At 70.3% G+C, this 25298-nt stretch carries 23 protein-coding genes and 1 pseudogene; 15 read left to right on the top strand and 9 right to left on the bottom strand.

What is annotated here, in order from left to right:
* Window positions 1–191: 191 nt before the first annotated feature.
* From ACSHWB_RS47880 to ACSHWB_RS47870, 3 genes are read left to right on the top strand one after another with little or no spacing between them, the layout of a single operon-like run.
* On the top strand, window positions 192–1796 hold the full coding sequence (locus ACSHWB_RS47880) for an FAD-binding oxidoreductase (RefSeq protein ID WP_439660006.1): 1605 nt from the start codon (window positions 192–194) through the stop codon (window positions 1794–1796).
* Window positions 1797–1821: 25 nt separating this feature from the next.
* Entirely contained in the window at window positions 1822–2976 is a 1155-nt protein-coding gene (locus tag ACSHWB_RS47875) for a sensor histidine kinase (RefSeq protein ID WP_439660005.1), read from the top strand.
* Window positions 2973–3608 carry a response regulator gene (locus ACSHWB_RS47870; RefSeq protein WP_439660004.1) on the top strand — a complete coding sequence of 212 codons (636 nt, stop codon included), beginning with the start codon at window positions 2973–2975 and terminating at the stop codon, window positions 3606–3608. The genes ACSHWB_RS47875 and ACSHWB_RS47870 overlap by 4 nt, the downstream gene beginning before the upstream one ends.
* Here ACSHWB_RS47870 and ACSHWB_RS47865 read toward each other — a convergent pair.
* Together ACSHWB_RS47865 and ACSHWB_RS47860 are read right to left on the bottom strand one after the other, a co-directional pair.
* On the bottom strand, window positions 3598–5157 hold the full coding sequence (locus ACSHWB_RS47865) for a penicillin-binding transpeptidase domain-containing protein (RefSeq protein ID WP_439660003.1): 1560 nt from the start codon (window positions 5155–5157) through the stop codon (window positions 3598–3600). The genes ACSHWB_RS47870 and ACSHWB_RS47865 overlap by 11 nt on opposite strands.
* Window positions 5158–5235: 78 nt before the next feature.
* Entirely contained in the window at window positions 5236–5976 is a 741-nt protein-coding gene (locus tag ACSHWB_RS47860; protein WP_439660002.1) for an SIS domain-containing protein, read from the bottom strand.
* Window positions 5977–6081: 105 nt separating this feature from the next.
* Between ACSHWB_RS47860 and ACSHWB_RS47855 the strand changes: the two genes are divergently transcribed.
* Complete coding sequence (locus ACSHWB_RS47855; RefSeq protein WP_439660001.1) at window positions 6082–6264, top strand: hypothetical protein; 183 nt, start codon at window positions 6082–6084, stop codon at window positions 6262–6264.
* 7 nt (window positions 6265–6271) lie between these two features.
* Here ACSHWB_RS47855 and ACSHWB_RS47850 read toward each other — a convergent pair whose 3' ends face one another.
* The 4 genes from ACSHWB_RS47850 to ACSHWB_RS47835 are packed head-to-tail and all read right to left on the bottom strand — an operon-like array spanning window position 6272 to window position 9584.
* Window positions 6272–7198 carry an ArsR/SmtB family transcription factor gene (locus ACSHWB_RS47850; RefSeq protein ID WP_439660000.1) on the bottom strand — a complete coding sequence of 309 codons (927 nt, stop codon included), beginning with the start codon at window positions 7196–7198 and terminating at the stop codon, window positions 6272–6274.
* Between the two features lie 31 nt (window positions 7199–7229).
* Window positions 7230–7805, bottom strand: a complete 576-nt coding sequence (locus tag ACSHWB_RS47845; protein ID WP_439659999.1) for a nucleotidyltransferase family protein — start codon at window positions 7803–7805, stop codon at window positions 7230–7232.
* A gap of 10 nt (window positions 7806–7815) precedes the next feature.
* Window positions 7816–8490, bottom strand: a complete 675-nt coding sequence (locus ACSHWB_RS47840) for a response regulator transcription factor (RefSeq protein ID WP_439659998.1) — start codon at window positions 8488–8490, stop codon at window positions 7816–7818.
* Window positions 8487–9584, bottom strand: coding sequence for a sensor histidine kinase (locus ACSHWB_RS47835; protein WP_439659997.1), 1098 nt, complete (start codon window positions 9582–9584; stop codon window positions 8487–8489). Before ACSHWB_RS47835 ends, ACSHWB_RS47840 begins: the two co-directional genes overlap by 4 nt.
* 88 nt (window positions 9585–9672) lie before the next feature.
* On the opposite strand from ACSHWB_RS47835, the gene ACSHWB_RS47830 reads away from it, so the two are divergent.
* The gene (locus ACSHWB_RS47830) at window positions 9673–11052 is read left to right on the top strand and encodes a hypothetical protein (RefSeq protein ID WP_439659996.1); all 1380 of its coding nucleotides are present in this window, start codon (window positions 9673–9675) and stop codon (window positions 11050–11052) included.
* On the opposite strand, the gene ACSHWB_RS47825 is transcribed toward ACSHWB_RS47830, so the two are convergent.
* Window positions 10985–11809, bottom strand: a complete 825-nt coding sequence (locus ACSHWB_RS47825; protein ID WP_439659995.1) for an alpha/beta fold hydrolase — start codon at window positions 11807–11809, stop codon at window positions 10985–10987. The genes ACSHWB_RS47830 and ACSHWB_RS47825 overlap by 68 nt on opposite strands.
* A gap of 90 nt (window positions 11810–11899) precedes the next feature.
* Between ACSHWB_RS47825 and ACSHWB_RS47820 the strand changes: the two genes are divergently transcribed.
* The 5 genes from ACSHWB_RS47820 (at window position 11900) to shbA (ending at window position 16535) form a co-directional block, all read left to right on the top strand.
* Window positions 11900–12571, top strand: a complete 672-nt coding sequence (locus ACSHWB_RS47820; protein WP_439659994.1) for an alpha/beta fold hydrolase — start codon at window positions 11900–11902, stop codon at window positions 12569–12571.
* Window positions 12564–13802, top strand: a complete 1239-nt coding sequence (locus ACSHWB_RS47815; protein WP_439659993.1) for an NAD(P)/FAD-dependent oxidoreductase — start codon at window positions 12564–12566, stop codon at window positions 13800–13802. The genes ACSHWB_RS47820 and ACSHWB_RS47815 overlap by 8 nt, the downstream gene beginning before the upstream one ends.
* On the top strand, window positions 13799–14479 hold the full coding sequence (locus ACSHWB_RS47810) for a DUF1365 domain-containing protein (protein ID WP_439659992.1): 681 nt from the start codon (window positions 13799–13801) through the stop codon (window positions 14477–14479). The genes ACSHWB_RS47815 and ACSHWB_RS47810 overlap by 4 nt, the downstream gene beginning before the upstream one ends.
* Window positions 14476–15702 carry a class I SAM-dependent methyltransferase gene (locus tag ACSHWB_RS47805; RefSeq protein WP_439659991.1) on the top strand — a complete coding sequence of 409 codons (1227 nt, stop codon included), beginning with the start codon at window positions 14476–14478 and terminating at the stop codon, window positions 15700–15702. The genes ACSHWB_RS47810 and ACSHWB_RS47805 overlap by 4 nt, the downstream gene beginning before the upstream one ends.
* A gap of 146 nt (window positions 15703–15848) precedes the next feature.
* Window positions 15849–16535, top strand: a complete 687-nt coding sequence (shbA, locus tag ACSHWB_RS47800; RefSeq protein WP_439659990.1) for an RNA polymerase sigma factor ShbA — start codon at window positions 15849–15851, stop codon at window positions 16533–16535.
* Here the strand turns inward: shbA and ACSHWB_RS47795 are convergent.
* Together ACSHWB_RS47795 and ACSHWB_RS47790 are read right to left on the bottom strand one after the other, a co-directional pair.
* Window positions 16498–17184 carry an alpha/beta hydrolase gene (locus ACSHWB_RS47795; protein WP_439659989.1) on the bottom strand — a complete coding sequence of 229 codons (687 nt, stop codon included), beginning with the start codon at window positions 17182–17184 and terminating at the stop codon, window positions 16498–16500. The genes shbA and ACSHWB_RS47795 overlap by 38 nt on opposite strands.
* A gap of 71 nt (window positions 17185–17255) precedes the next feature.
* Window positions 17256–18428: pseudogene (locus ACSHWB_RS47790) on the bottom strand (MFS transporter); the annotation flags it as partial.
* 51 nt (window positions 18429–18479) lie between these two features.
* On the opposite strand from ACSHWB_RS47790, the gene ACSHWB_RS47785 reads away from it, so the two are divergent.
* The 5 genes from ACSHWB_RS47785 to ACSHWB_RS47765 all read left to right on the top strand — a co-directional run bounded on the left by ACSHWB_RS47785 (window position 18480) and on the right by ACSHWB_RS47765 (window position 25239).
* Window positions 18480–19508: a carbohydrate kinase family protein gene (locus tag ACSHWB_RS47785; protein WP_439659988.1), complete on the top strand. Its 1029-nt coding sequence runs from the start codon at window positions 18480–18482 to the stop codon at window positions 19506–19508.
* Between the two features lie 124 nt (window positions 19509–19632).
* Window positions 19633–21726: a transglycosylase domain-containing protein gene (locus ACSHWB_RS47780; RefSeq protein ID WP_439659987.1), complete on the top strand. Its 2094-nt coding sequence runs from the start codon at window positions 19633–19635 to the stop codon at window positions 21724–21726.
* Between the two features lie 455 nt (window positions 21727–22181).
* Window positions 22182–22973: a M23 family metallopeptidase gene (locus ACSHWB_RS47775; RefSeq protein ID WP_439659986.1), complete on the top strand. Its 792-nt coding sequence runs from the start codon at window positions 22182–22184 to the stop codon at window positions 22971–22973.
* Between the two features lie 116 nt (window positions 22974–23089).
* Window positions 23090–24517 (top strand): AMP-binding protein, encoded by a 1428-nt coding sequence (locus ACSHWB_RS47770; protein WP_439659985.1) that lies wholly within the window; start codon window positions 23090–23092, stop codon window positions 24515–24517.
* Window positions 24514–25239: an SDR family NAD(P)-dependent oxidoreductase gene (locus tag ACSHWB_RS47765; protein ID WP_439659984.1), complete on the top strand. Its 726-nt coding sequence runs from the start codon at window positions 24514–24516 to the stop codon at window positions 25237–25239. Before ACSHWB_RS47770 ends, ACSHWB_RS47765 begins: the two co-directional genes overlap by 4 nt.
* Window positions 25240–25298: the final 59 nt, after the last annotated feature.

The raw sequence follows: 25298 nt of genomic DNA, 5'->3' as shown, positions 1-25298 counted from the left end.
TGTCCGGGCCCGTGATCAGCCGCCGGGCTTGGGGTGCAGTCCGGGCCGATCGCCGGCTGCCGGGCTTGGGACGTGGTCCGGGCCGGTGATCGGCTGACGTTCCGGGGATCTCCTTCCGCCACAGGGCAACCGAGGCGGAAGGCATGGGGATGAGCAACTCCGGGGGCGGGCACCTGAGTCGGCGAGCACTGATGGCCGGTGCGGGAGCCGTGGCGGCGGGCGGCCTGATCGGACAGGGTCGGGCGACGGGCGCTGTGACGGGAGCGGGCCAGGAGGCCGCAGCGGCCGGCCTGACGGGACCGGGCCAGGCGGGATCCGCCACACAGAGCGGGGCCGTGCGGATCGCACCCGGCGACGTCCGATACGAGAACCTGCTGCGGGGCAACAACTTCCGGTTCACGGGCCAGCCGGACGAGATCCGGGTGGCCACCTCGGCCGACCAGGTCGTCCGCGCGGTGGACGAGGCGGTGCGGGCCGGGCGGCGGATCGCGGTGCGCAGTGGTGGTCATTGCTTCGAGAACCTCACGGCCACGCCGGAGGTGCGGACGTTGCTCGACCTCTCGGCGATGAACGCCGTCGGGTTCGATGCCGGGCGCAAGGCGTTCTCGGTGCAGCCGGGGGCCACGCTCGGGCAGGTGTACCGGGCGTTGTGCTCGGGGTGGGGTGTCACGATTCCCGGTGGCGGGTGTCCGGAGGTGGGGGCCGGTGGGCACTTCGCGGGTGGTGGGTACGGGCCGTTGTCGCGGCGGTACGGGGCCGTGGTGGATCACCTCTACGGCGTCGAGGTGATTGTCGTGGGCAAGGACGGCAAGGCGAGGACCGTTGTCGCCACGCGGGAGCAGGATGATCCGAACCGCGAGTTGTGGTGGGCGCACACCGGGGGTGGCGGCGGCAACTTCGGGGTGGTGACCAAGTACTGGTTGCGTTCGCCTGGGAGTGAGTCGGCGTTGCCGCCGGTGCCGCGGAACATGCTGCAGCACGTGGTGTTCTGGGACTGGGGGCAGCTCACCGAGGAGAAGCTCGGCGGGCTGGTGCGCAGGTTCGGGACGTGGCACGAGCGCAACAGCGCGCCCGGTGTCCCGCAGGCCGGTCTGTACGGGATTCTCGAGGTGAAGCACCAGGCCGGCGGGGTTGTGATGCTGGCCGTGCAGGCCGATGCGGACCTGCCGGGGGTCGACGCGATGGTGACGGAGTTCGTCGCAGAGGTGGGCGAGGGGCTCACTCCGGTGTTCGAGCTGCGCAAGACGATGCCGTGGCTGCACCGGATGACGTGGCCCGGCACCGGCGAACCGGGCGACGTGCTCACCCGGCGGTACAAGATCAAGGCTGCCTACCTGCGCCGGTCGTTCACCCCGGAGCAGCTGAACGCGCTGTGGCGCAACCTGACCAACGCGGGCGGGGCCGGGGGCAGCGTGCTGTTGATCGGTTACGGCGGCCAGGCGAACGCGGTCGCGCCGGGCGACACCGCTGTCGCGCAACGGGACGTGGTGATGAAGGCGGTCTACCAGTCGATCTGGAGCGAGGAGCAGGAAGACGCGGCCAACCTCGCCTGGGTGCGCGCGCTCTACCGGGACGTGTACGCCGACACCGGGGGCGTGCCCGTGCCGAACGAGGTCAACGACGGCTCGTACATCAACTACGCCGACGCGGACCTGGCGGATCCGGCCTGGAACACCTCGGGTGTGTCCGCGCAACGCCTGTACTACAAGGACAACTACCCACGCCTGCAACGGGTCAAGGCCCGCTGGGATCCGCGCAACGTCTTCAGGCACGCCCTCGCGATCGAACCCGGCTAGGCTCCTGGCCGGGGGAGGAACGCGGATGAGCATTCCTGTTGCGCGGTGGCCGTACTTCCTGCTGGCGTTGCTGGCCGCTGCCACCACTCTCGACCAACGGCCGGTGCTCGCCGAACTCGTGCTGTGCGCGGTCACCGCGGCCTGGCTGGCGGCGGGGATGATGCTGAAGACCGCCCGCCCGTGGGTGTTCGCCGTCGGGCTGACGCTGCTCACGGGAACGTTGGTGGTGCTCAACCCGCTGTTCGGGTTTCTGACGCCCGTGCCGTACTTCTACGCGTTCCGGACGATGGCCTTTCCCTGGCAGCCGGTGGGGGTGGCGGCCGTCGCGGCGGTGGCGGGCACGGCCCAGGCGTACGGGGTGGACAAGTCCACGGTCACCGGCGTCGCCATCTGGGTCGCGGTCATGGCCGGCAACGCCGTGCCGATGTGCGCGTACGCGTTCGTCGCGCGCAAGGCCGAACAGCAGGAGAGGGAACGGGAAGAGGCGCTCGACCAGGCCCGCGAGGCGAACCGCAGGCTCGCGGAGTCGTTGGCGGACAACGCCGTCCTGCAGGAGCAGCTCCTCGCGCAGGCTCGCGAGGCCGGGGTGCGCGACGAACGGCAGCGGATGGCGCGGGAGATCCACGACACGCTGGCGCAGGGGCTCACCGGCATCATCAGCCAGCTCCGCGCGGCCGACGACACCACGTGGCAGCGGCACGTCGCCGCCGCGGCCGGGCTCGCCAGGGAGAGCCTCGGCGAGACGAGGCGGTCCGTCGCGGCACTGCGCCCGGAACCACTGCGGACGGCGCGGCTGATCGAGGCGCTGGCGAGCGTCGCGGAGAGGTGGTCGGCGTTGCACGACGTTCCCGTGCAGGTCGTGACCACCGGCGAGGCGCGGCCGATCGCGCCGGAGGCCGAGGTCGCCCTGCTCAGGGCGGCGCAGGAGGCATTGGCGAACGTGGCGCGGCACGCGCGGGCCGGCAGGGTCGGCGTGACGTTGTCGTACCTGGAGAACGAGGTGGCGCTGGACGTGCGCGACGACGGACGCGGGTTCGACCACGCCGAGCCGGTGGAGGGGTTCGGGCTCGAGGCGATGAGACAGCGGATCGAGAGCCTTGCCGGCACCGTGCAGGTCGAGTCAGAACCGGGTGCGGGCACGGGTGTCTCGGCCCGCGTGCCCCTGGAGGTGCCGGCGTGATCAGGGTGCTGGTCGTCGACGACCACCCGGTCGTCAGGGACGGGCTCACGAGCCTGTTCGCCCATGCCCCCGGCTTCGAGGTGGTCGGCGAGGCCGGCGACGGCGCGGAGGCGGTGCGGCTCGCGAAGACCCTGCGGCCCGACGTCGTGCTGATGGACCTGCGCATGCCGGGCACGGACGGCATGGCCGCGACCAGGGAACTGGCCGGCACCACGAACGTGCTGGTGCTGACCACGTACGACAACGACACCGACGTGGTGACCGCGATCGAGGCGGGCGCCACCGGCTACCTGCTCAAGGACGCTCCGCGCGACGAGCTCGTGCGCGCGGTCAGGGCCACCGCCCGGGGCGAGGCGGTGCTCGCCCCGGCCGCGGCGGCGTTGCTGATGAGACGGGTGCGCACGGCCGCCGCGGAGGTGCTCAGCCCACGCGAGCTGGAGGTGCTGCGGTGCGTCGCCGGCGGGGCGACGAACCGCGAGGTGGCCGCGGGACTGTTCATCACCGAGGCCACGGTGAAGTCACACCTGCTCAACATCTACGCCAAGCTGGAGGTGGGCGACCGGGCGGCCGCCGTGACCGAGGCCTTCCACCGCGGGCTGCTCGTCCCGCGGGAGCAGCGGTTCAGCCCTTGAGGAACGCCGCGGTCGCGTTCAGCGCGCTCTGCGAAGATCCCGCCTTCTCCACGATGACCGCGAACGCCACGTTGTTCTGGTAGCCGACGAACCAGCCGTGCTCGGTGCCGCCGCCCGCCTCCGCCGTGCCGGTCTTCCCGGCCAGGCCGGGGATTCCGGCGAGCTGCTTGGCCGTTCCGGACGTGACGACCTCGCGCATCATGGCGCGCAACGGCTGAAGGACGGCCGCGGGCGGGGCCGCCGCCACGTCGTTCGCCTCGGAGGGCTTGCCGCGCAACAGGGTCGGCGTCGGGGTCTTGCCCGAGACGACGGTGGCGGCCACCAGCGCCATGCCGAACGGGCTGGCCACCACGTTGCCCTGGCCGAAGCTGTTCTCGACCTCCTGGTCGCCGCTCGCCGGCGGGACCTTGCCGGTGTTCGTCTCGGCGCCGGGGATGGCCCAGTCGGCGCCCAGGCCGAAGCGCTTCGCCATGGCCGGAAGGGCGTTCTCGTCGAGCTTGGAGCCCAGGTCGCCGAACGTCGTGTTGCAGGACAGGGCGAACGCGGTGTGGAACGGCAGGCTCTCGTGGCCGAAGCCCGCGTTGCTGATCCGGCGGGTGCCGATGGTGGCGGTGGCCGGGCAGGGGACGGCGGTGCCGCTCTGCACCAGGCCCGCGTTCATGACCGCGGCGGCGGTGACGATCTTCATCGTGGAACCGGGGGCGTAGCGGCCGACGAACGGGTTGGTGCCCGCCAGCGCCTTGTTCTGCGCCACGGCGAGGATCTCGCTGGTGGAGGCCTCGATCGCGACGATCGCCGCGCCCTGCGGGAGTGCGTCCACCGCTGCCTGGGCCGCGGCCTGGCGCGCCGGGTCGATGGTGACGGTGATCTTCTCACCGCCCTCGGCCTTCTTGCTGTCCAGCGCGGTGAACGCGCCGCCGGCGGTGATGCCCACCTCCCAGCCGTCGATGCCCTTCACGTCGCCGACCGTGCCGGTGATCGTCTTGTAGAGGCCGTCCGGGATCGAACCCTGGAGCAACGGCTTGCCGTCGCGGCCGAGCAGTGCGCCTTCCGCGAGCGCCTTGCGGTAGGTGAGGGACGCGCCCTCGGTCAGCTGCGGGTGGATGAGCGCCGGGGTCCAGTGGACCTTCCAGGCGCCATCAGCGCGGACCAGCGGGACCTTGATCTCGTACTTCAACGTGCTGGCGCTCGGCATCGTCCAGGTGACGGCCGCGGTGAGCTCGGTGGTCGTGGCGTCGGCCGCCGGTGGTGGCGCCGTCGCCACGGCGGCCTGGTAGGCGGAGGTGCCCATCCCGGCTTTGGTGGCCTCCAGGGCCGTGGTCGCCGCCGCCGGTGCGTCGGTGAAGACGGCGGCGCTGGCCGGACCCGAGAACGCCCTGGTCAGGAACGAACTGGCCACCTGTGCCGGCGTCTCAGCCGACTTCGCCGGTTCGTCGGCGACCACTACCGTCCTGCCGCCCGACCAGAGCATCGCGCCCGCCACGCCGACTATCGCGGTCGTGGCGAGCGCTCCGCCGATCAGGATCCATCTGCGAGTCTTCTGCTCCACTGTTCAAATCCCCCCAGGCAAGTACATCCCCGGTGGGAGAATAACGGCGGGCCGCTGAGATTTTGTGAGGGTTTTTACCTATCCGAGCTGCGGGATGCGGGTCTGGTAGTGGCGCAGCATGTCGGCGTTGGCCGCGTCGCCGCCCTCCACGTTAGCGCTGCGCCACAACGGGAGCCGCACGCCGGACTCGGTCGCCTTGTCGATCAGCCGGACCATCAGCAGGTTCCACAGGAACGTGGTGGCCAGCGTGGAGATCGCCGCGGTGACCGGTGCGTGCTCGGGGTAGGTCGAGTCGCCGGGCGGGACGAGGTTGTCCAGCACGACGGTCGACACCTCGGCCAGCGTCGCCCCTGCCCGGCGGGGTGCCTGGGCGCTGGAGGCCACCGACGTGACGCCGACGACGGGGCAGCCCCTGCTCGCGGCCTCCTGGGCCAGCTCGACCGGGTAGTAGTTGACGCCCGAGGTCGAGAACACGAACAGCACGTCGTGCGGGGCCAGGCCGGACTCGCGCAGGACCTCGCCGGCGAGGCCGGAGCGGCGCTCGGCGGAGGTGCTGCTGATCGCGCCGTGCATCGGGAGCAGCTCGGGGTGGTAGATCGGGCGCACGCAGGCCAGGCCGCCCGCGCGGTAGAAGGTCTCGGCGACGGCCGCCAGAGAGTGCCCCGCACCTGCGGTGAGAAGGATTCCGTCTGCCTGCACGGCGGCCAGCACGAGCTCGGCCACGTCGTCGAGTGCGGCCGCGTTGTGCTGCTCGACGCGCGTCAGGTGAGTGCGCACGAGGTTGCCGTAGTCGGATCCGGTCACGGTGTCGGTCGTCATGCGGGTCAGTACTACCTGATTGCAGATGACCTCACCAGTAACCCAGGCACCACGAACCTCGATACGCGCGATGAGGGGTGTGGTGACTCGGTGGGCGGACAGGTGGTGGGTTGGATCAGGCGGTACTTCTACTTCTGGGTTGTGCTGGTGGCGGTCTTCACCGCCGCGGCGGCCACGCACATCACGCTGGCGATCACCTACTCCGAGCTGTGGCCGGTGTGGGCGGCGCTGGCGCTGCTCGTCGTGGCCGGCGGGTGCGCTCGGGCGGCGGTCAAGGCGAGGCCCTAGACCTGCCCTAAGCCAGCAGTTCGACGCCCAGCGCCGACGCGGTGTGCAGCACGGAGTTGCGGTGCCGCTGGGCCACGGCCAGGCCCGCGTCGCGCAGCACGGAGGCGTGCGCACTGGCCGAGGCCGCCGAGATGCCCAGGCGGCGGGCCAGTTCCGTGGTGGTGCACCCGGTGGCGATGACCTCCAGTGCGGCGGCGCGGGTGCGGCCGAGCAACGCCTCCAACGGACGTTTGCCCGCGCTCGTGACGTGCAGGTCGCGTGCGATCGGGTACACGAGCACGGGCGTGCGGCTCTGGTCGCGGAGCATGATCGGCCGTTCCCAGCAGAAGTACGACGGCACGAGGACCAGGCCCTGGCCGTGCAGGTGGACGTCGCGGTGCGGGAAGCGGGACTCGATCGACAGCACGGGCCGCGACCACGAGATCGTCGGGTGCAGGGCCGCGAGCACGCCCTCGCAGCCGGCGTCCAGGAACGACCGCGCCCGCACCGCTCGTTCGGCGTCGACGATGGCGCGGACCTCGGCCCAGAACGGGGCGAGCGCGTGCCGGTGGTAGGCGCGCAACGCCTCGCCCAGCGAGTCCAGGGTGGCCGTGTCGCCGTCGGCCAGCCGGTGCGTGCGCGGGTCGAGGCGCTGCTGGCAGGCCAGTTGTTCCAGGTCCGCGCGCAACGACTCCACCGGCGTCGACAGCACCGCGTCGATACCCGCGTCCACCGCGCACGAGCCCGCGGTGGGCGTCAGGAAGTCGGGGGAGTAGCCGACCGGGGGCGCCAGCTGCATGAGCCAGCGCGTGTCGTCGGGCAACGTCGTCCGCACCGCCGCGCGCCACGTGCCGAACACCGGCGTCGCCGAACGCTGCCGCAGCACGTGCAGGCTCAGCAGGATCTCAACGAGTTCGCCGTCTCCGACCCGGCCTACGCGGGCGGCGGCCTGCACTGGCTGAGCGCCTCCAGCGTCTCGTCGGGCATCAAGCTCCGCCGCTACGTCGCATGAGGTCGCTCGGGTGATCGATGTCCGCACCGTCCGCCACGTCAGCGCATTCGACGTGGCGGACGGTGTTCGCCTTGAGGTAGTCCCGCGCGCCCTGGTCGCCCGCCGCCGACGCCATGACGCCCGCGAAGTGGTCCGAGCCGATCAGCACCGGGTGCCCGATCTCGCCGTCGTAGGTGGCGCGGGCCAGCACCTTCGGCTCGGCGAGCGCCATGAGGCGGTGCAACGCCTCGACGGTGACCCCAGGGGTGTCCACGGGGAGGACGACCACCGCGTCCGCGATGCCGACGGCGTGCAGACCGGTGCGCAGCGACGACCCCATGCCGGTGTCCCAGTGGGGGTTGTCGACGACGGTCACGCCGTCCAGAACGGCCTGCTGCCTGACCTCCGCCGCCTGGGCGCCGAGCACCACGACGACCGGGTCGCAGCCGGCGGCCCTGAGCAGGTCGGCGGCCGAGTCCACGAAGAGCTTGCCGTGCAACGGGACGAGGGCCTTGGGGGAACCGAACCGGCGACCGGCCCCCGCGGCGAGCAGAAGACCGGCCACGCGCATGCCGCTGAATCTACGGACTCGGGGCCGATCGCACGATCCGGTAACCGACTCCCGGTGTCGTGGCGATGATCGGCGGCTCGCCGAGCTTGCGGCGCAGCCGGCCCACCGTGACGGTGACGGTGTTGGTGAACGGGTCGGCGTGCTCGTCCCAGACCCGTTCGAGCAGGTCCTCTGCGCTCAGGAAGCCGGGGTGCGCCCGCAGCAGCGCCTCCAGCACGGCGAACTCCTTCACCGAGAGGGCGAGGTGTCGGCCGTCGCGCACGGCCGTGCGGCGCACCGGGTCCAGCTCGATCCCGGCCGCGCGCAACGTCCGCGGCCTGGCGTCCGGCCTCCGGCGGGCCAGCGCCCGGATGCGCAGGACCAGCTCCGGGAAGTGGAAGGGCTTGGCGAGGTAGTCGTCGGCACCCAGGGTCAGCCCGCTGACCCGGTCGCCGGGCGCGCCCGCCGCGGTCAGCATCAGCACCATCGGCCGGTCGGCCCGCTCGGTGATCATCTGGCACAGCACGTCACCGTGCAGCCCCGGCAGGTCCCGGTCCAGCACTACCACGTCGTAGGCGGTGACGTCGAGGTTCGCGGCGGCGACCAGCCCGTCGTGCGCGAGGTCGACGGGCATCCCCTGGTCACGCAGCCCTTCCGCGACGACCTCGGCGAGGGCGCCGTCGTCCTCGACCACCAGGATCCTCATGCCGTCACCGGCAACATCACCGACACCCGCAGACCACCTTCTGGCAGGGCCAGCAGTGCGAGCTGTCCGCCGTGCGCGGCGGCGACGGCGGCCACGATGGACAGTCCCAGACCCGAGGACCCGATGCGCTCGCCACCGAGCCGTTCGAACGGCCGTGCCAGCCGGTCGACCTCCCGCTGGTCGAAGACGGGTCCGCCGGACTCGACGACCACCACCGCCTCCTCACCCGCGACCCCGCTGATCCTGACCCACCCGTCGATCTCGTTGTGCCGCACGGCGTTGTCGACGACGTTGCCCACCAACCGTGCCAGCAGCGCCGGACTTCCCTGCGTCGCCGTGCCGGACGCGATGTCCGTCGTCACGGTCAGCCGCTTCGCTTCCACTTCGGAGGACAGCTCGCGCAACGCGTCCCCGACGAGCTCGCCGAGGTCGACCGGGGCGGAGTCGGCCAGCGCGCCGTGCTGCGCCCTGGCCAGTACGAGGAACCCGTCGAGCAGGTGGTCCACGCGGTCGAGCTGCACGCGCAGGCGGTCCGCGAGCGCCACCGTCGAGGCGGCCGGATCGGGTTTGGCGATCGCGACGTCGAGCGACGCCCGCATCGTCGTCAGCGGGGTGCGCAGCTCATGGGAGGCGTTGGCGACGAAACGGCGCTGCGCGGCGAACGACACCTCCAGCCGTTCGAGCAGCTCGTCGATCGTGTCGGCGAGGCCCTTCACCTCGTCGGCCGGACCGGTGACGGCCAGCCGCCGGTCCAGGCTGTCGGCGGAGATGCGCCGCGTGGCGCTCGTGATCGTCCGCAACGGCCGCAGCACGCGCCGGGCCAGCACCCGGCCGAGCAGCAGCGAGACGACCGCCATCACGACCAGCGCCAGCAACGCCCCGGCCAGCAGCTGGCGGGCCTGCTGCGTGTGCACCTCGGCCAGCTGGTCCTGCAACTGCAGGATCTGTTGCTGAGCCGAGTCGAGTCCGGGCGGCGGAGCGACGTCGGTCATCGCGCCGCCGGACAGCAGGTAGGTCAGGCCCAGCAACCCGACGCCCGACAGGAGGAACACGACGGCGTACAGGATCGTGAACCGCACCCCGATCGTTCTCATGCACGTCAGCATGCCCGCGACGACCTAACAGCAGCATGACAAGACCGCTTCGGACCGTGTTAGCCGCGGATCAGTAGACCCAGCACCCATGTCGAGCACCGAACTCCTGCGGGCGTGGACCGCGTTCCGCAGCCCTGGCCGCCTGATCTCCCTGGCCACCGCGGCCCTCGCCGTCGTCGCGGTGGGCCTGATGTTCACCGGCGGCACCTCGTCCGGCGTCAGCGACACGTTCTGGTTCCGGCACCAGGACCTGGGCCGCGAAGGCTCCATCACGGTCCGGATGACGTCGATGACCGGCACGATCACCTACCCGCCGCCCGGACACGACCAGATCGTCGCCGGGCTGGTGCCGTGGGCGAAGTCCGGGATCATCGTCAAGGACGGCGTGCGGCAGGGCTCGCGGTACGCGGCGCTCGCGATGACCGGCGCCCACGGCGTGCGCTTCCAGCACGACTACGTGCACGACGTCGCGGGAAGTGCGGACCGGGCTCCTCGCTGGCTGCGGCTGACCCGGTCCGGCGACACCATCACCGGGTCCGAGTCGGCGGACGGCTCGCAGTGGCACGTGGTCGGGTCCGCGGAGCTCACGGGGCTGCCGGAGACCGTCCAGGTCGGACTCTTCGCCACCTCGCCGGGCGACCTCACCCTCCGCGAGACCGGCCTCGGCGGCACGATCGAGGAGGTGCGGTTCACCCAGGCCGTCGGTGTCTTCGACAACGTCGGCGTCCAGGGCGGCTCCGGCCGGTGGGCCAGCGGTTCGGTCGGCGAGATGAACCACACCGACTGGGAGAAGTTCCACAACGCGTCCGGTGTGGTGGAGAAGGACGGCGTGGTCACCATCAGCGGCACCGGTGACATCGGGCCGATCGGCGAGGGCGGTGCGCGCGGTGTCGAGAAGACGTTGTCCGGTCTGGTGATCGCGCTGATCGTCGTGATCGTTCTCGCGGGCCGTTTTGGCGCTCGCTCGGCCGGCGCCCCACGGCAGGTGATCGCTGCCCAGGCAGCCGTGGTCGGATCGGCCACCTTCGTCACTGGGCTGCTCGCCGTCGTGCCCTTGCTGACCGTGGTCCGGGTGGTCGTCGGGGTCGCGGCGGCGCTCGCGCTCTGCGCGGTCCTCTCGTACGGGCTCGGCGTGTGGCTGCGCCGCGGCTGGGCGGCGATCCTCATCGGACTGGTTCTGATCGCCGTGCCTTACGCCGTCACCGCGGTGCCGTTGCTGCCCGACGGGATCGCGGACTGGTTGCTGCGGCTCACCCCGGCCGCGGGCTTCGCCGTCAAGCAGACACTGGTCGAGCATCCGCAGGTGACGGCCCACTACGCGTCGTCGGCGGGCTACTTCCCGTTGCCGGGGTGGGCCGGGTTCGCGGTGCTCTGCGCCTACACGGCGATCGTGCTGTGGCTCAGCTCAGGTTCTCGAGGATCAGCGAGGAAGCCATCTCCGGTGCCTCCTCCGGGATCCAGTGGCTGACGTCCTCGACCATCTCGAACCGGTACGGCCCGGTGCACCACTTCTCGGTCTCGAAGGCCGCGAACGACCCGAACGCGACGTCCTCGGTGCTCCACACGTACATGGTCTTCACGCCGACCTTGTCCGCGGCGCCGTGCGGCTTGCCCGCGCGGTACCAGTTGAGCGCGGCCGTGAGGGCTCCCGGTTCGGACAGCCGCTGGACGTACTCCTCGACGTGCGAGGGCCGGACCCGCCACTCGAACATCTGCTTCAGGGCATGGGCGTTGTTGTCGAGCATGCGCTTCTCGGTGCTGCGCTCACGCCAGTCGCGCATGTACTGCGACCGCATGGCCTGTTCCTCGTCCGTCTGCAGCGCGGTCTTGAGCGCACCGGGGTGCGGGGTGGAGAAGACGGTGAGCGTGCGCAGGCGGTCGGGGTGCTCGATCGCGGTCCACCACGCCACCGCGCCGCCCCAGTCGTGGCCGACCAGGTCGAACGTGTCCCAGCCCAGCGCGTCCGCCATCGCGACCACGTCGCCGACCAGGTGTGTGACCGTGTACTCGGACACCTGCTCCGGGCGCACGCCGGGGGAGTAGCCGCGCTGGTCGGGGGCGACGGCGCGGAAGCCGTTCACGCCCAGGACCGCGACCTGGTGCTCCCACTCGAGGGCGGCCTCGGGGAAGCCGTGCAGCAGCAGCACCGGGCGGCCGTCCTCGGGACCGGACGCGATGGCGTCGAAAGTGCCTGCCTCGGTGGGGATGCTGATGTGCTCGATCACGAGTTCGACAGTACTGGTGTGAGGTGGATCTCAACGGGCGAGCCGATTGCCGTGGCCTTCCGAACATCAAATGTGCACCCGCATGTTGACGTGTCGAAACCGCCGGACGGTACGAATGCCGTTGTGCTCGTGCTGCACGGCGGACGGGAACACGGCACCGGACCCGTCCGGCGCCACAACCTGGCGTACCTGCGCATGGTCCCGCTGGCCAGGGCCCTGCGGGCGCCGGGTGTCGAGGTGTGGAACCTGCGCTACCGGGTCCGCGGCTGGAACGCGCCGAGCCTCGACCCCGTCAAGGACGCCGAGTGGGCGCTCGCGAAGATCACCGAGCTGCACCCCGGCAGGCCTATCGTGCTCGTCGGGCACTCCATGGGCGGCCGCACGGCGCTGCGGGTCGCCGGGCACCCGAGCGTCGTGGCCGTGTGCGCACTGGCGCCGTGGATCGTGCCGGGTGAGCCGTTCGAGCAGCTCAGGGGCAAGGCGTTGCTCATCGCGCACGGCGACCGCGAGCGGATGACGGATCCGGCGAAGTCGCTGTGGTTCGCGCGCCAGGCCAAGACCGTGACGGACCGGGTCGCGCGGTTCAGCGTGGTCGGGGACGGCCACGCGATGCTCAAGAGGGCGAAGGACTGGACCCGGCTCGTCGTCGCTTTCGTCCACGGTGAGCTCGGGCTCGAACCGGTCGCACCGGACATCGCGAATGCCATGCAGGAGACCTCGCCGCGAGGTCTCGACGTGCCATTGGGAGGCTCGCGTGGCTGAGGTCGCCGTCATCGGAGCAGGGGTCGCCGGGCTCACGGCCGCCTACGTGTTGCAACGCAGGCACGACGTCACGCTGTTCGAGGCCGACGACAGGCTCGGCGGGCACGCGCACACGCACGACATCGGCGGCACCGCCGTCGACTCCGGGTTCATCGTCCACAACGAACGGACCTACCCGAACCTGATCAGGCTCTTCCGCGAGCTGAACGTGTCCACTCAGGACTCCGAGATGTCCATGAGCGTGCGGTGCGACGGCTGCGGCCTGGAGTACGCGGGCGCCCGGAAGCTGCCGGGGCTGTTCGCGCAGCCCAAGAACGTCGTCAACGGCCGGTACGTCCGGATGCTCGCCGAGGTCACGCGCTTCTACCGGCACGCACAGCGCGTGCTCGCCCACGAGGAGGCGCACGACGTCACGCTCGGCGCGTTCCTCGTCATCGGCGGGTACTCGCGCTACTTCGTCGACCACTTCATCATCCCGCTGGTCAGCGCCGTGTGGTCGTCCGGCGCGGCGCTGAGCATGAAGTACCCGGCCTGGTACCTGTTCGAGTTCCTCGCCAACCACGGGATGCTCGCGATCGGCGGCACCCCGCAGTGGAAGACCGTCGTCGGCGGCTCGCGCACGTACGTCGACCGCGCGGTGCAGGGACTGAAAGCAGTGCACGTGAGCACGCCCGTCAGGGCCGTCACGCGCCACGGCTCCGGCGTGGAGATCCGCGACGAGAACAACGTGCTGCACACCGCGGACCACGTCGTGATCGCCACGCACCCGGACCAGGCGCTGGGGCTGCTGGCCGACCCGACGCGCGCGGAGAAGGAGGTGCTCGGCGCGTTCCAGTACTCGCGCAACGAGACCTGGCTGCACACCGACGCCTCGATCCTGCCGCGGGCTGCGGGCGCGCGGGCGTCGTGGAACCTCTACAAGCGAGCCTGCCGGGAGGCCGACGGCCAGGTGCTCGTCAGCTACCACATGAACCGGCTGATGCGGCTCGACGACCAGCGCGACTTCGTCGTCACGCTCAACCCGCACGACGTGAACTCCGACCGCGTGCTCGCGAAGATGGTCTACGAGCACCCGATCTACACGCCGGAGTCCGTTGCCGCGCAACGCCGTCTGCCGGAGATCAACACCGGCACGACCGCCTACGCCGGCGCGTACCACGGCTGGGGCTTCCACGAGGACGGCTGCGCGTCCGGCGTGCGCGCCGCGCAGCACCTCGGGGTGGACTGGTGATCTACGACGTCCTCATCACCCACTCCCGGCGCGAGCTGATCGACAGGGCGTTCAGCCACCGCGCCTACATGTGGCTGGTCGATCTCGGCGAGATGCCGCGCTTACCGTGGTGGGCGCGGCCGTTCGCGAAGTTCGACGCCCGCGATCATCTCGGGTCGCCGGACAAGAGCATCCGGGAGAACCTGGACGAGTGGCTGGCCGGGCAGGGCATCGACCTCGGCGGCGGGCAGGTCCTGATGCTCGCCAACGCGCGGGTGCTCGGCTACGTCTTCAACCCGCTGTCCGTGTACTGGTGCCACGACGCTTCCGGAGAGCTCGTGTGCGTCGTCGCCGAGGTGCACAACACCTACGGCGGACGTCATTGTTATCTGCTGCGCACCGACGCCCAGGGCCGTGCGTTGGTGGACAAGGAGTTCTACGTCTCCCCGTTCCTGGAAGTCGACGGCCACTACGTGATGAAGCTGCCGAAACCGGGAAACCAGCTGTCCGTGACCATCGCGTTGCGGCAGAACGGGAAGACGACCTTCAGCGCGACGATGAAGGGCGAGCGCAGTTCGGGTCTGCGCATGCTGTTCAAGCGTCCGCTGATGCCCCAGCGCGTGTCCGCGCTGATCCGCCGTCATGGCATCGCCCTCTACCTGAGGCGCATCCCGATCATCCCCAGGAGTGATGGATGAGCACGCTGTCCCTGCCCCGTCCTGGCCAGGGCATCTGGCCTGGGCTCTTCACGGCCCCGCGTTCGCCCATGCGCGCCCGCATCGCCGAGGCGCTGTTCCGCAAGGCGGTGCGCACGCTGCACGTGACCGTCCAGTTCCCCGACGGCAGGACGTGGGGAGCGGGCGGCCCGGTCATGCGGATCGTGCGGCCCGGCGAGTTCTTCCACCGCCTCGGCGCCGACGCCAAGATCGGCTTCGGCGAGGCCTACATGGTGGGCGACTGGGACTCCGACGAGCTCGCGGACGTGCTCGCGGTGTTCGCGGCGAAGCTCTCGACGCTGATCCCGCCCCGCCTGCAGCTGATGCGGCGCTGGGCGGAGCGCCGGCAGACCGAGATCAACGACGTCGCCGGCTCGCGCCAGAACATCCACCGGCACTACGACCTGTCGAACGAGCTGTTCTCGGTGTTCCTCGACGAGACGATGACGTACTCGTCCGCGTTGTTCGAGGGCGGCAACGCCGACCTGCGCACGGCCCAGCTGCGCAAGATCGACGGCGTGCTCGACTACGCCGGCGTGCGTGAGGGCTCCCGCGTGCTGGAGATCGGCACGGGCTGGGGCGCGCTCGCGATCCGCGCCGCCCAGAGGGGTGCCACCGTCACGTCGCTGACCATCTCCGCCGAACAGCGCAAGCTGGCGATGGAGCGAGTGAGGGACGCGGGCCTCCACGATCGGGTGACGATCGAGCTGCGTGACTACCGAGAGGAGCACGGCCAGTACGACGCCGTGGTCAGCGTCGAGATGATCGAGGCAGTGGGTGCCGAATATTGGCCCGACTACTTCGCGATGCTCGACCGCGTGCTCGCGCCGGGCGGCCGCGTCGGACTCCAGGCGATCACCATGCCGCACGACCGCATGATCGCGTCGAAGGCCAGCTACACCTGGATCCACAAGTACATCTTCCCCGGCGGGCTCATCCCGTCGGTCCGGTCGATCGAGGAGTCGGTGCGCGACCACACCCGGCTGCGGATCGTCGAGACGCGGTCGTTCGGCGAGGACTACGCCGAGACGCTGCGGCGGTGGCGCGAAACGTTCCTCACCCGTTGGGACGAGGTGCGGGAGCTCGGCTTCGACGACACCTTCCGCCGGATGTGGGAGTTCTACCTGGCCTACTCGGAGGCAGGTTTCCGCGTCGGATACCTGGGAGTACAGCAATTCGGCATGTCCGAAAGACTGGGCCATTAGGACCACGTTCTACCCCAAAGGGGTGCTGCCGGCCCCACCCACCTGGACTTCGTGGTCCTCTTTGAAGCAGGCGGTATCAACCAGCTCACTGCGGTCTCTTCTTCAGTGAAGCCCCTAGTGTCGCTGTAGTGGAGGAGGTCGCCGGGATGGTTCTACCCACAGCCGTGCGGGCCGGTGGCGGTGTAGGCGTCCTCGAACCCGAGGACTCTTGGAACCAGCCAACGGTGCCCATGCGCCGTCGGGTGCTCCAGGCACCGGTCTCCAACCAGTGGCTCGCCGAAGCCGAGTTCGCCGACCTCGTCGATGCCGCCCTGGCCGGAGACAGACGTGCGGTCGAGCACCTGCTCGGCCGGATCCAGCCGTTGATCGTGCGCTACTGCCGCGCACGGGTCGGCGGCCGCGAACGCACCCTCGTCTCGGCCGAGGACATCGCGCAGGAGGTCTGCGTGGCGGTGCTCGGCGCGTTGTCGAAGTACCGCTACGAGCCCGGCTCGTTCCTCGCGTTCGTGTACGGCATCGCCGCGCACAAGGTCGCCGACGCCCGCCGTCGTGCCGTCCGCAACCGCGCCGAGGTCGTGCCGGAGCTGCCGGACTGCCCGTCGCTCGAGACGGGCCCGGAACAGCACGCCGTCAACGGCGAGATGATGGCCCAGGTCACGCGGCTGCTGCACAAGCTGCCGGCCCGCCAGCGCGAGATCCTCGTGCTGCGGGTGGCCGTGGGCCTGTCCGCCGAGGAGGTCGCGCTGGCCGTCGCATCGACTCCGGGTGCCGTGCGGGTCGCACAGCACCGCGCGCTCACCCGGATGCGGGAGATGATCGCCGAGGAGGGCTGACCGCGGTCGTGATGACCGCGGCGAGGTCTTGCGGGCAGGACAGGAACGGGGAGTGTCCTGCATCAAGGCGTTCTGTCGTGGTCGCGCGCCGCGCCATCGCCTCCTGGGCGAACGGCGGGATGGCGTTGTCCTTCTCGCAGATGACGTAGGTGCTGGGCGTGGTGCGCCAGGCCGCCTCGGTGAGCTGGTCGGTGAAGGCCTGCCGGCTCTGCGGCAGGAGCCGGTCGGCCGGCGGGGTGCCGACGTCGTTGAAGAAGACGGTCTCCGGGGTCAGGGCGTGGATGACGTCGCCCTGGGTCTCCCACCACGGCGGGGGCGTGCCGCCGACCATGCCCAGCAGCGAGTCGCCGAGGTCCGGCAGGAACGCCGCGACGTAGACGAGGTGCTGGACGTCCGGGGTGGCGGCCTGCGTCGCCGGGATGCCGCCGTAGGAGTGGGCGACGATCACGGTCGGGCCGGTGATGGCGTCCCGGATCGTTCTGGCGTCGTCATGCATGCCGTGTCTGGGCGCGGTGTCGGGCGCCACGCTGGGCAGGTCGACCGTGTCGACCCGCCAGCCGTCGTTCTCGAGGATCGTGCGCAGTGGTTCCCAGCACCAGGGGCCGTGCCAGGCGCCGTGCACGAGCAGCAGAGTGGGGCGTTCGGGCATGTCCTCAGTGGACGCTCCGGCCGGGTCAGGGGGGAAGCGCCGGCTTCCGCTGAACGGAAATTCTCCGGCGTCCTCAGGTCGGTGAACGCCGCCGCGACCGCCGTCACCAGGATCAACACGCCGAACGCCACCAGCGCGACCGCGCCGCCGAGCACACCGGCGAGCAACCCTCCGAGCGCCGGCGCGAGCGGGGTCAGCACCCGGACGGCCAGCGTCGAGACCGCGTCGAGGCGGCCCATCATGTCCTCGGGGACCAGCGCCGAGTGCAACGCGGACACCGACACGTTGATCAACGGCGTGACGACCGCGGTCAGCGCCAGCGGCACGAACGGCCAGAAGACGCCGAACGGGAGTGCCATCGCGAGATCGCAGGCGCCGAAGACGACGAGCACGGCGACCATGAGCCTGCCCGGCGCGAGGGTGACCCTGGGCGACAGCAGCGAGCCGATGACGCCGCCGACGCCGATGCCCGCGAACACGAGGCCCGTGTCGAGGCCGGTGCCGCCGCGTTCGGCGACCAGTGCGAACACCGGCAGCATCGAGGCGCCGCCGAGCAGGTTCAGCACGAGGAAGATGACCGTGAGGTTGCGCAGGCCGGTCTGGTGCCACAGCCAGCGGCCCGCGTCCTTCATGTCGTGGTGCATGCGCCGGCGGGGCTTCTGCTCACCGCGGGCAGGGATCTTCGCGAACCAGGCGCAGATCGCGGCGACCGCGTACGTGATCGCGTCGGCCACGAACGGGACCGCGCGGCCGACCGCCATGAGCAGGGCGCCGAGTGGCGGTCCGGCCACCCGCGCGGCGTGACCGCGGGCCTCCTCCTGCGCGTACGCGGTGGTGAGCTGTTCTTGGGGGACGACGGCCTGGATCGCGGCCGTGCGGGAGGGGCCGGCGAACGCGGTGCAGACGCCGTCGACGATCGCGAGCGCGACGAAGACGACGACGTAGGCGTGGCCGGTGAAGACCGCGGCGGCCAGCAGGGCGGCGGCGAGAGCCTGGACGGACTGGCTCCAGACCAGCGTCCTGCGGCGGTCCCAGCGGTCCACCCACACGCCCGCGGGCATCAGGGTGAGCAGCAACGCGGCGGCCCGCGCGCCCGCGATCACGCCGGGCAGGAGGTACGAGCCGGTGAGCGCCACGACCAGCAGCGGCATCGCCAGCGTCGTGATCGTGGCGCCGAGCTGCGAGACGGCGCCGCCGATCCAGAGCAGCTGGAACTGAACGTTCTTCCTGAGCGGAACCCCCACGGCCGACGTTTCTATCGCATGACGGCCTGGCAGGGGTGGCAAGGTTTACGCATGGCGCAACCGGACTACGACGTGCTGCTCACCGGCACCGTCTTCCTCGACATCATCTTCACCGGCCTGCCCCGCCCGCCGGAGCCGGGCACCGAGGTGTGGGCCGAGGGGCTGGGCTCGTGTCCCGGCGGCATCGCGAACCTCGCGGTGGCGTTGCGCCGGCTCGAACTGAAGACCGCGCTGGCGGCGGCGTTCGGGGAGGACGCGTACGGCGACTTCTGCTGGGACGTGCTGGCGGACCAGGAGGGTGTCGACCTCTCCTACTGCCGTCGCTTCTACGGCTGGCACTCGCCCGTGACGGTGAGCATGGCGATGGAGCGTGACCGGAGCATGGTCACGCACGGGCACAAGGCGCCGGTTGTCGCGGACGACCTGTTCAATCCGCCGCCGTCCACCAAGGCGTGTTTCGTGCACATCCAGGCCGAGGACGAGCAGTGGGTGCGCACGGCGAAGCAGAACGGCGCGAAGCTCTTCGCCGACATCGGCTGGGACCGCACCGGGGCGTGGTCGCCGGAGCTGCTGCGCAGGCTCGACGGTTATGACGTGTTCCTCCCGAACCACGTCGAGGCGCAGGGCTACACGCGCACCGACACCCCGGAGGCCGCCGCGCGCAAGCTCGCCGAGCACGTGCCCGTGGTGGTCGTCACACGCGGGGGCAGGGGAGCGGTCGCCGTCGACAGCGCCACCGGTGAGTGCGTGGACGTGCCCGGGCTCAACGTCGCGCAGCTCGACGCGACCGGCGCCGGTGACGTGTTTGGCGCGGGGTTCGTGATGGGCACTCTGGCCGGGTGGCCCCTCGAACACCGAGTGCGGTTCGCGAACCTGTGCGCCGCGCTGTCCGTGCAACATTTCGGCGGCTCGCTGTCCGCTCCCGGCTGGGGGGACATCGCCGTGTGGTGGCGGACGGTGAGCAGGCGGCCGGACGAAGAACTGTCGCGCTACGGGTTCCTCGACGACGTCCTTCCCGACCACGCGGGCGTCGAGGTGCGCAGGGCCAGTCCGACGATCGGGCTCCGACTACTCCGGTAGGTTGGAAATCAGTCGATCAGTGGACGCAACCTCCTGGGCCTTCCGCGCGACTTATACATGTAGAGAGTCTCTGGGGATTTTGCTCGGAAGGAGTTGCGGGTTGTTCGCCGCACGCGCGTCAGGCTTGGTCAAGTTGCTGGGGTTGTGCCTGACGGCGGGCGTGCTCCTCGCTGCGATGGTGTTCCCGTTCGTCGGAGGTCTCGGGCTCGCGTCCAACCGCGCTGCCGACACGGTCGACCAGACGTCGGGAGACCTCGCCAAGGGCGAGCTGCCGCTCGTCACCACCATCCAGGACATGAACGGCGACCCGATCGCCTACCTGTACGACCAGTACCGCATCCCGCTGGAGACCAAGGACATCGCGGACACCATGAAGGGCGCGATCCTGGCGATCGAGGACAAGCGGTTCTACGAGCACCAGGGCGTCGACTGGCAGGGCATCGCCCGCGCCGCCGCCAAGGCCGGTGTGGACGGTGGGGCGACGCAGGGCGCGTCGACGCTCACCCAGCAGTACGTGAAGAACTACATGGCGTTCGTGCTCGGCGCCGACAACGAGCAGGAGGCCTGGGAGAAGGCCACCGAGGCGACGGTCGGCCGCAAGATGCGCGAGGCGCGGGTCGCGTTGCAGCTCGAGCAGCAGATGAGCAAGGACGAGATCCTCACCGGCTACCTCAACATCGTGCCGCTGGGCAACCAGACCTACGGTGTCGGCGCGGCGGCGAAGGCGTACTTCAACACCACCGCCGACAAGCTGACCGTCCCGCAGGCCGCGCTGCTCGCCGCGATCGCGAACCGGCCCTCGTCGCTGAACCCCGGCGCGTCGCCGGAGAAGGCGCTGGAGCGCCGCAACATCGTCATCGACAAGATGCGCGAGAACGGCGCGTTCGGCTCCGACGAGTCCGAGGCCAAGAAGAAGGCAGAGGAGTTCAAGGCCGCGCCGCTGGGCGTCGTCGAGGACCTGCAGATCCTGCCCAAGGGCTGCGTCGGCGCCGGTGACGGCCCGATCTACGGCTTCTTCTGCTCCTACCTGCTCGACTACCTGCGCGAGTCCGGCATCACCGACAAGCAGCTGCAGCGCGGCGGCCTCACCATCAAGACGACGATGGACCCGAAGGCCACCAAGGCCGCGAAGCAGTCGGCCGAGCAGCAGGTGCCGAAGACCCAGAACGGCATCGCGAACGTCATGTCCGTCGTCCAGCCGGGCACCGACAAGCACCGCGTGCGCGCCCTCGTCGCCTCCCGCGACTACGGCAACAAGGCCGAGCTCGGCCAGGTCGCCCGTCCCGTGCCCGCCGAGGTCCTGCCGTTCGGTCCCGGCTCGGTGAACAAGATCTTCACCGCCGCCGCGGCCCTGGAGCGGGGCATCACCGGCATCGACCGGCAGATCGACGTCCCCAAGACCTACTCGTCGCGGGTCTACCCCAACGGCGGCAAGGCGTGGACCGTCCAGAACGCGGGCAACTACCCGGACAAGATGTCGCTCACCCAGGCCCTCGCGACCTCGCCGAACACCGGCTTCGTGATCCTGCAGGAGAAGGCGGGCCTGAGCCAGACCGTCGACATGGCCTACCGCCTCGGCATGCGCGAGACGCTGCAGGGCGTGAACCGCGGCGGCGAGCCCCTGCTGCCCGACAAGTCCAACGGCCCGTCGCAGGGCGACTGGACGAAGCAGAACAACTCGGGTGCCTACACCCTCGGCCCCGGCGCCACGAGCGTCCTGGAGCTGGCGAACGTGGCCGCCACCATCGTCTCCGGCGGCACCTGGTGCCCGCCGACCCCGGTGGAGCAGGTCCTCGACCGCTACGGCAAGCCGATGCCGCTCAAGGAGAAGCCCTGTGAGGAAGCGGTGAAGCCCGACCTGGCCGCCTCCCTCGCCCAGGGCATGTCGCACGACACGACCGGTGGCGGCACCGCTGCTGCGGCGGCCTCCGCCTCCGGCTGGAACCGCCCGGCCATCGGCAAGACCGGTACCACCGAGGAGCACAAGTCGGTCGCGTTCCTGGCCGCGACGCCGCAGTACGCGGGCGCCGTCATGACCTATGCCGACGGCAACCGCCCCGAGGTGATCTGCGCGAACCCGATCCGCCTCTGCGGCGGCAGCAACTCGGGTGTCTTCGGTGGCCAGGTGGCCGCACCGACGTGGTTCAACGCCATGAAGGTGATCCACGAGGGTCTGCCCGTGGTGGGCCTGCCGCCGGCCGCGGCCAAGTACAAGTAAGCACCGCTCGGCTTGAGGGGCCGTCGGACGCCAGGTGCGTCCGGCGGCCCCTTTGTCGTGCCCAGGGGGTCCAAACGACCTCGCACACACGAAGTAACCACCTGAGGGCCGCCGTCCCCACGCCTCCGGGCGGCAAACCTTTCACGATTAAGCGACTGACCAGTACAAACGCCGAGGCGAGGATTGGTCTGAAGCGCGGTGACCATGGCCTAAACCGATCGATTACCCAAAGTGACGAGCAGTGGGCCTAATCACCTGAACCCCCACTTCGCTTGCTCGGGCCGGTGACACGAGGTTACGTTCTGCGCCGCATGTCACGGTTCGATAACCGCAAGGACACGGAACGCCTCCCGAAGCGGTCCAGTCCACCACCGGGCCCCCGAAGCCCGCAGCCAGGCCCCCCGACGCCAGGCGAAGCGCGGTTGCCGAACTCCCCCGAGTGCATGGAGGCAGTTTTGGCACGGCATCGTGCGAAAGGTCCGCTGGTCGACGTCATCACCAGAGTGGACCTGGACCGCAAGAAGGCCGTAGCGGTGGTGGTCGCCGCGAGTGCCCTCGCCGGCGCCGGCTTCGCCCAGGCGGCGTCCGCCGTCACCCCGATCGACCGCGTGATCGCCCCCGTGGCGGCCACCAAGAACCTCGCCGCGGTCATGACCGCCGAGCCGCAGCAGCAGGGCCCGCAGACGATCCACTCCGTCGCCACCGGTTCCGAGGCGCGCAAGCTGCTGCAGGCCGAGCAGATCCAGGCGCAGTTCCACGTCTCGGAGGCCCTCAAGTCCGCGGAGGGCGCCTACGCGAAGCGCCTGGAGGCCGCCAAGGCCGAGCAGGCGCGCATCGCGGCCGAGCAGGAGGCGAAGCGCCCCAAGTGCGTGCGGCCCGCCCAGGGCTCGTTCACGTCCGGTTTCGGCGCTCGCTGGGGAACCAGCCACAACGGCATCGACATCGCGAACGCCATCGGCACGCCGATCGTCTCCGTCATGGACGGCACCGTCGTCGAGGCGGGGCCCGCGTCCGGGTTCGGGCTGTGGGTCCGCATCCAGCACGAGGACGGCACCATCACCGTCTACGGGCACATGAACACCATCGACGTGCCGCAGGGCGCCAAGGTCAAGGCCGGGCAGCAGATCGCGACGATCGGCAACCGCGGGCAGTCGACCGGGCCGCACGTGCACTTCGAGGTGTGGGCCGGTGGCGGTCAGAAGATCAACCCCGTCGGCTGGCTGGCCGAGCGCGGCGTGAGTCTCTGACCATTTTCGGTGTGGGTCTTTGACCAACTCATCGACACGATCACGAAAAGTGTCGATAGTGTCCGGCCACGTCGCCGTGCATCAGGCGCGGCGACGTGGAGACCGGAGCCGAGCCAGTGATCTACCGCAGCCCCCTGCCGGCGGTGGCCGTTCCCGAACGCACGGTTCCCGACCACGTGCTGGAACGCGCACGGCACAACGGCAAACTCGCGCTCGTGGACGCCGTCACGGGCGAGTCGCTCACGTACGACGAGCTCGGCGAGCAGGTCGAGCGCACGGCCAAAGGCCTTGTCAGGGCTGGGATCCGGCCCGGTGACACGGTCGCGATCGCCAGCCTGAACAGACCCAGGTTCGCCGTCGGCCTCCATGCCGTCATGGCCGCGGGTGCGACGGCCGCGCTCATCAACCCGATGCTCACGCCGCCGGAGATCGCGCGGCTCAAGGACCTCGCGAACGTCACCGCGACGCTCGACCTCGACGACCTTCCCGACAGCCAGGAGGATTCGCTCCCACCGGGAAACCCCGACAGCACGGCGGTCGTGCTCTTCTCCAGCGGCACAACGGGTCTCACCAAGGCCGTCGGTCTGAGCCACCGCGCGCTCGTCGCGAACCTGGAGCAGCACCGCCCCGGCTGGCGCATCGACGAGACCGACGTGCTCGCCGCGAACCTGCCGTTCTTCCACGTCTACGGCTTCGCGATCATCCTCAACTCCGGCCTGCTCGGCGGCGCCACGCTCGTGACGATGCCGCGCAGCGACGCCGCGACCTACTTGCGGCGGCTGGCCGAACATCGCGTCACACGGGCGTTTCTCGTTCCTCCGCTCGCCGCCGCCATCGCGGATCTCCCAGAGCCGGTACCGGGACTCGGCCTCAAGCTCGTTCTCTGCGGCGCGGCCCCGCTCGACGACACGATCCGCCAGGAAGCCGAACGCAAGCTCCAAGCGCCTCTGCGGCAGGGATACGGCCTCACCGAAGCCGGCGGCACGCACCAGACATTCGACTACGACTTGGAATCAGACCCGACGAGCGTCGGTGTGCTGTGTCCCGGTACCGAGGCGAGGATCGTCCAACCGGGTACCACGACGGACGCGGCGGAGGGCGAGATGCTCATCCGCGGACCGCAGCTCATGGACGGTTACCTCGGCGACGAGCAGGCCACGCGGGACGCCTTCGTGGACGGCTGGCTGCGCACGGGGGATCTCGTGCGAGTCCACAACGGCCGGTTCCACGTCGTCGACCGCATCAAGGAGATGATCAAGTACAAGGGATACCAGGTCGCGCCCGCCGAGCTGGAGGCGGTGCTGCGGCGGCATCCCGCCGTGCTGGACGCGGCGGTGATCGGTGCGCCCGATCGGGTTAACGGCGAAGTGCCCAAAGCCTTTGTGGTCACGCAAGGCGACGTCACCGCGAACGAGCTGATGGCCTTCGTGGCCGCGGAGGTGGCGCCTTACAAGAAGGTGCGCCAGGTTGAGTTCGTGCGAGAGATACCGAAGTCCGTCTCAGGCAAGATCCTCCGTCGCCTGCTGAAGGACACCCCTAGGTGAGGGTGCTCATCACCGGTGGCGCCAAGGAGCTCGGCAGGGCGTTCAGCGAGGTCCTTGGCGCGCAAGGACATCGGCTCGTCATAACAGGACGCGACGAGAAGGCTCTCGACACCGCGCAGGCCGAACTGAGGGCCCAGGGCGTGGATGTCGAGTCGCATGTAGCCGACCTCGGCGACCCGCACGCGACGCCTGAGCTCATCGAGAGTCTGGGCGGGATCGACGTGCTGGTCAACAACGGTGCGCTCGGCGGTCCGGTCGGTCCGACGTGGCAGGTCGACGAGAACGACTGGTGGCACACGGTCGAGGTGAACCTGCGCGGCACCGCGTTCGCGGCGAACGCGGCGATTCGCACGATGACGAGCGGCCGGATCATCAACGTGGTCAGCAATGCCGGTGTGCACCGGTGGCCTTACGTCACGGCGTACTCGGTGTCCAAAGCGGCCGTGATCAAGCTGACCGAGAACCTCGCGGTCGAACTGAAACACCGCCCGATCGCCGTTCTCGGCTACGACCCCGGAATGGTCGATGTCGGTTTGATGCGCCGTGGGGCCACCATGGACTCGGACGATCCGGACCAGCGAAGGATCTCGACGTGGGCGAGGTCTCAGCGCGACGAGGGCAGGTTCACCCCGGTGGAGCAGTCCGCCGACCTTTTGGCCCGAATCGTGCGCGGAGAGTTCGATCACCGCTCCGGTGGCTTGATCACGCCGAAGGACTGCTGAGAACTTTTTCTCGTCTACTGCGTACCTAAGGCCCTTCCTCGCAGACAGGTCAACGGGGA

It is taken from the genome of Lentzea sp. HUAS TT2 (assembly GCF_051853195.1).
Taxonomy (GTDB): domain Bacteria; phylum Actinomycetota; class Actinomycetes; order Mycobacteriales; family Pseudonocardiaceae; genus Lentzea.
Note: the sequence above shows the minus strand (reverse complement) of the source record. Positions and strands in the feature narration are given on the sequence as shown.

Bases quoted from the DNA above. Each gene is read 5' to 3' on its own strand.
- ACSHWB_RS47880 (WP_439660006.1), top strand. From the start codon at position 192: ATGGCCGGTGCGGGAGCCGTGGCGGCGGGCGGCCTGATCGGACAGGGT.
- ACSHWB_RS47875 (WP_439660005.1), top strand. From the start codon at position 1,822: ATGAGCATTCCTGTTGCGCGGTGGCCGTACTTCCTGCTGGCGTTGCTG.
- ACSHWB_RS47860 (WP_439660002.1), bottom strand. From the start codon at position 5,976: ATGACGACCGACACCGTGACCGGATCCGACTACGGCAACCTCGTGCGC.
- ACSHWB_RS47845 (WP_439659999.1), bottom strand. From the start codon at position 7,805: ATGCGCGTGGCCGGTCTTCTGCTCGCCGCGGGGGCCGGTCGCCGGTTC.
- ACSHWB_RS47840 (WP_439659998.1), bottom strand. From the start codon at position 8,490: ATGAGGATCCTGGTGGTCGAGGACGACGGCGCCCTCGCCGAGGTCGTC.
- ACSHWB_RS47835 (WP_439659997.1), bottom strand. From the start codon at position 9,584: ATGAGAACGATCGGGGTGCGGTTCACGATCCTGTACGCCGTCGTGTTC.
- ACSHWB_RS47830 (WP_439659996.1), top strand. From the start codon at position 9,673: ATGTCGAGCACCGAACTCCTGCGGGCGTGGACCGCGTTCCGCAGCCCT.
- ACSHWB_RS47805 (WP_439659991.1), top strand. From the start codon at position 14,476: ATGAGCACGCTGTCCCTGCCCCGTCCTGGCCAGGGCATCTGGCCTGGG.
- shbA (WP_439659990.1), top strand. From the start codon at position 15,849: ATGGTTCTACCCACAGCCGTGCGGGCCGGTGGCGGTGTAGGCGTCCTC.
- ACSHWB_RS47795 (WP_439659989.1), bottom strand. From the start codon at position 17,184: ATGCCCGAACGCCCCACTCTGCTGCTCGTGCACGGCGCCTGGCACGGC.
- ACSHWB_RS47785 (WP_439659988.1), top strand. From the start codon at position 18,480: ATGGCGCAACCGGACTACGACGTGCTGCTCACCGGCACCGTCTTCCTC.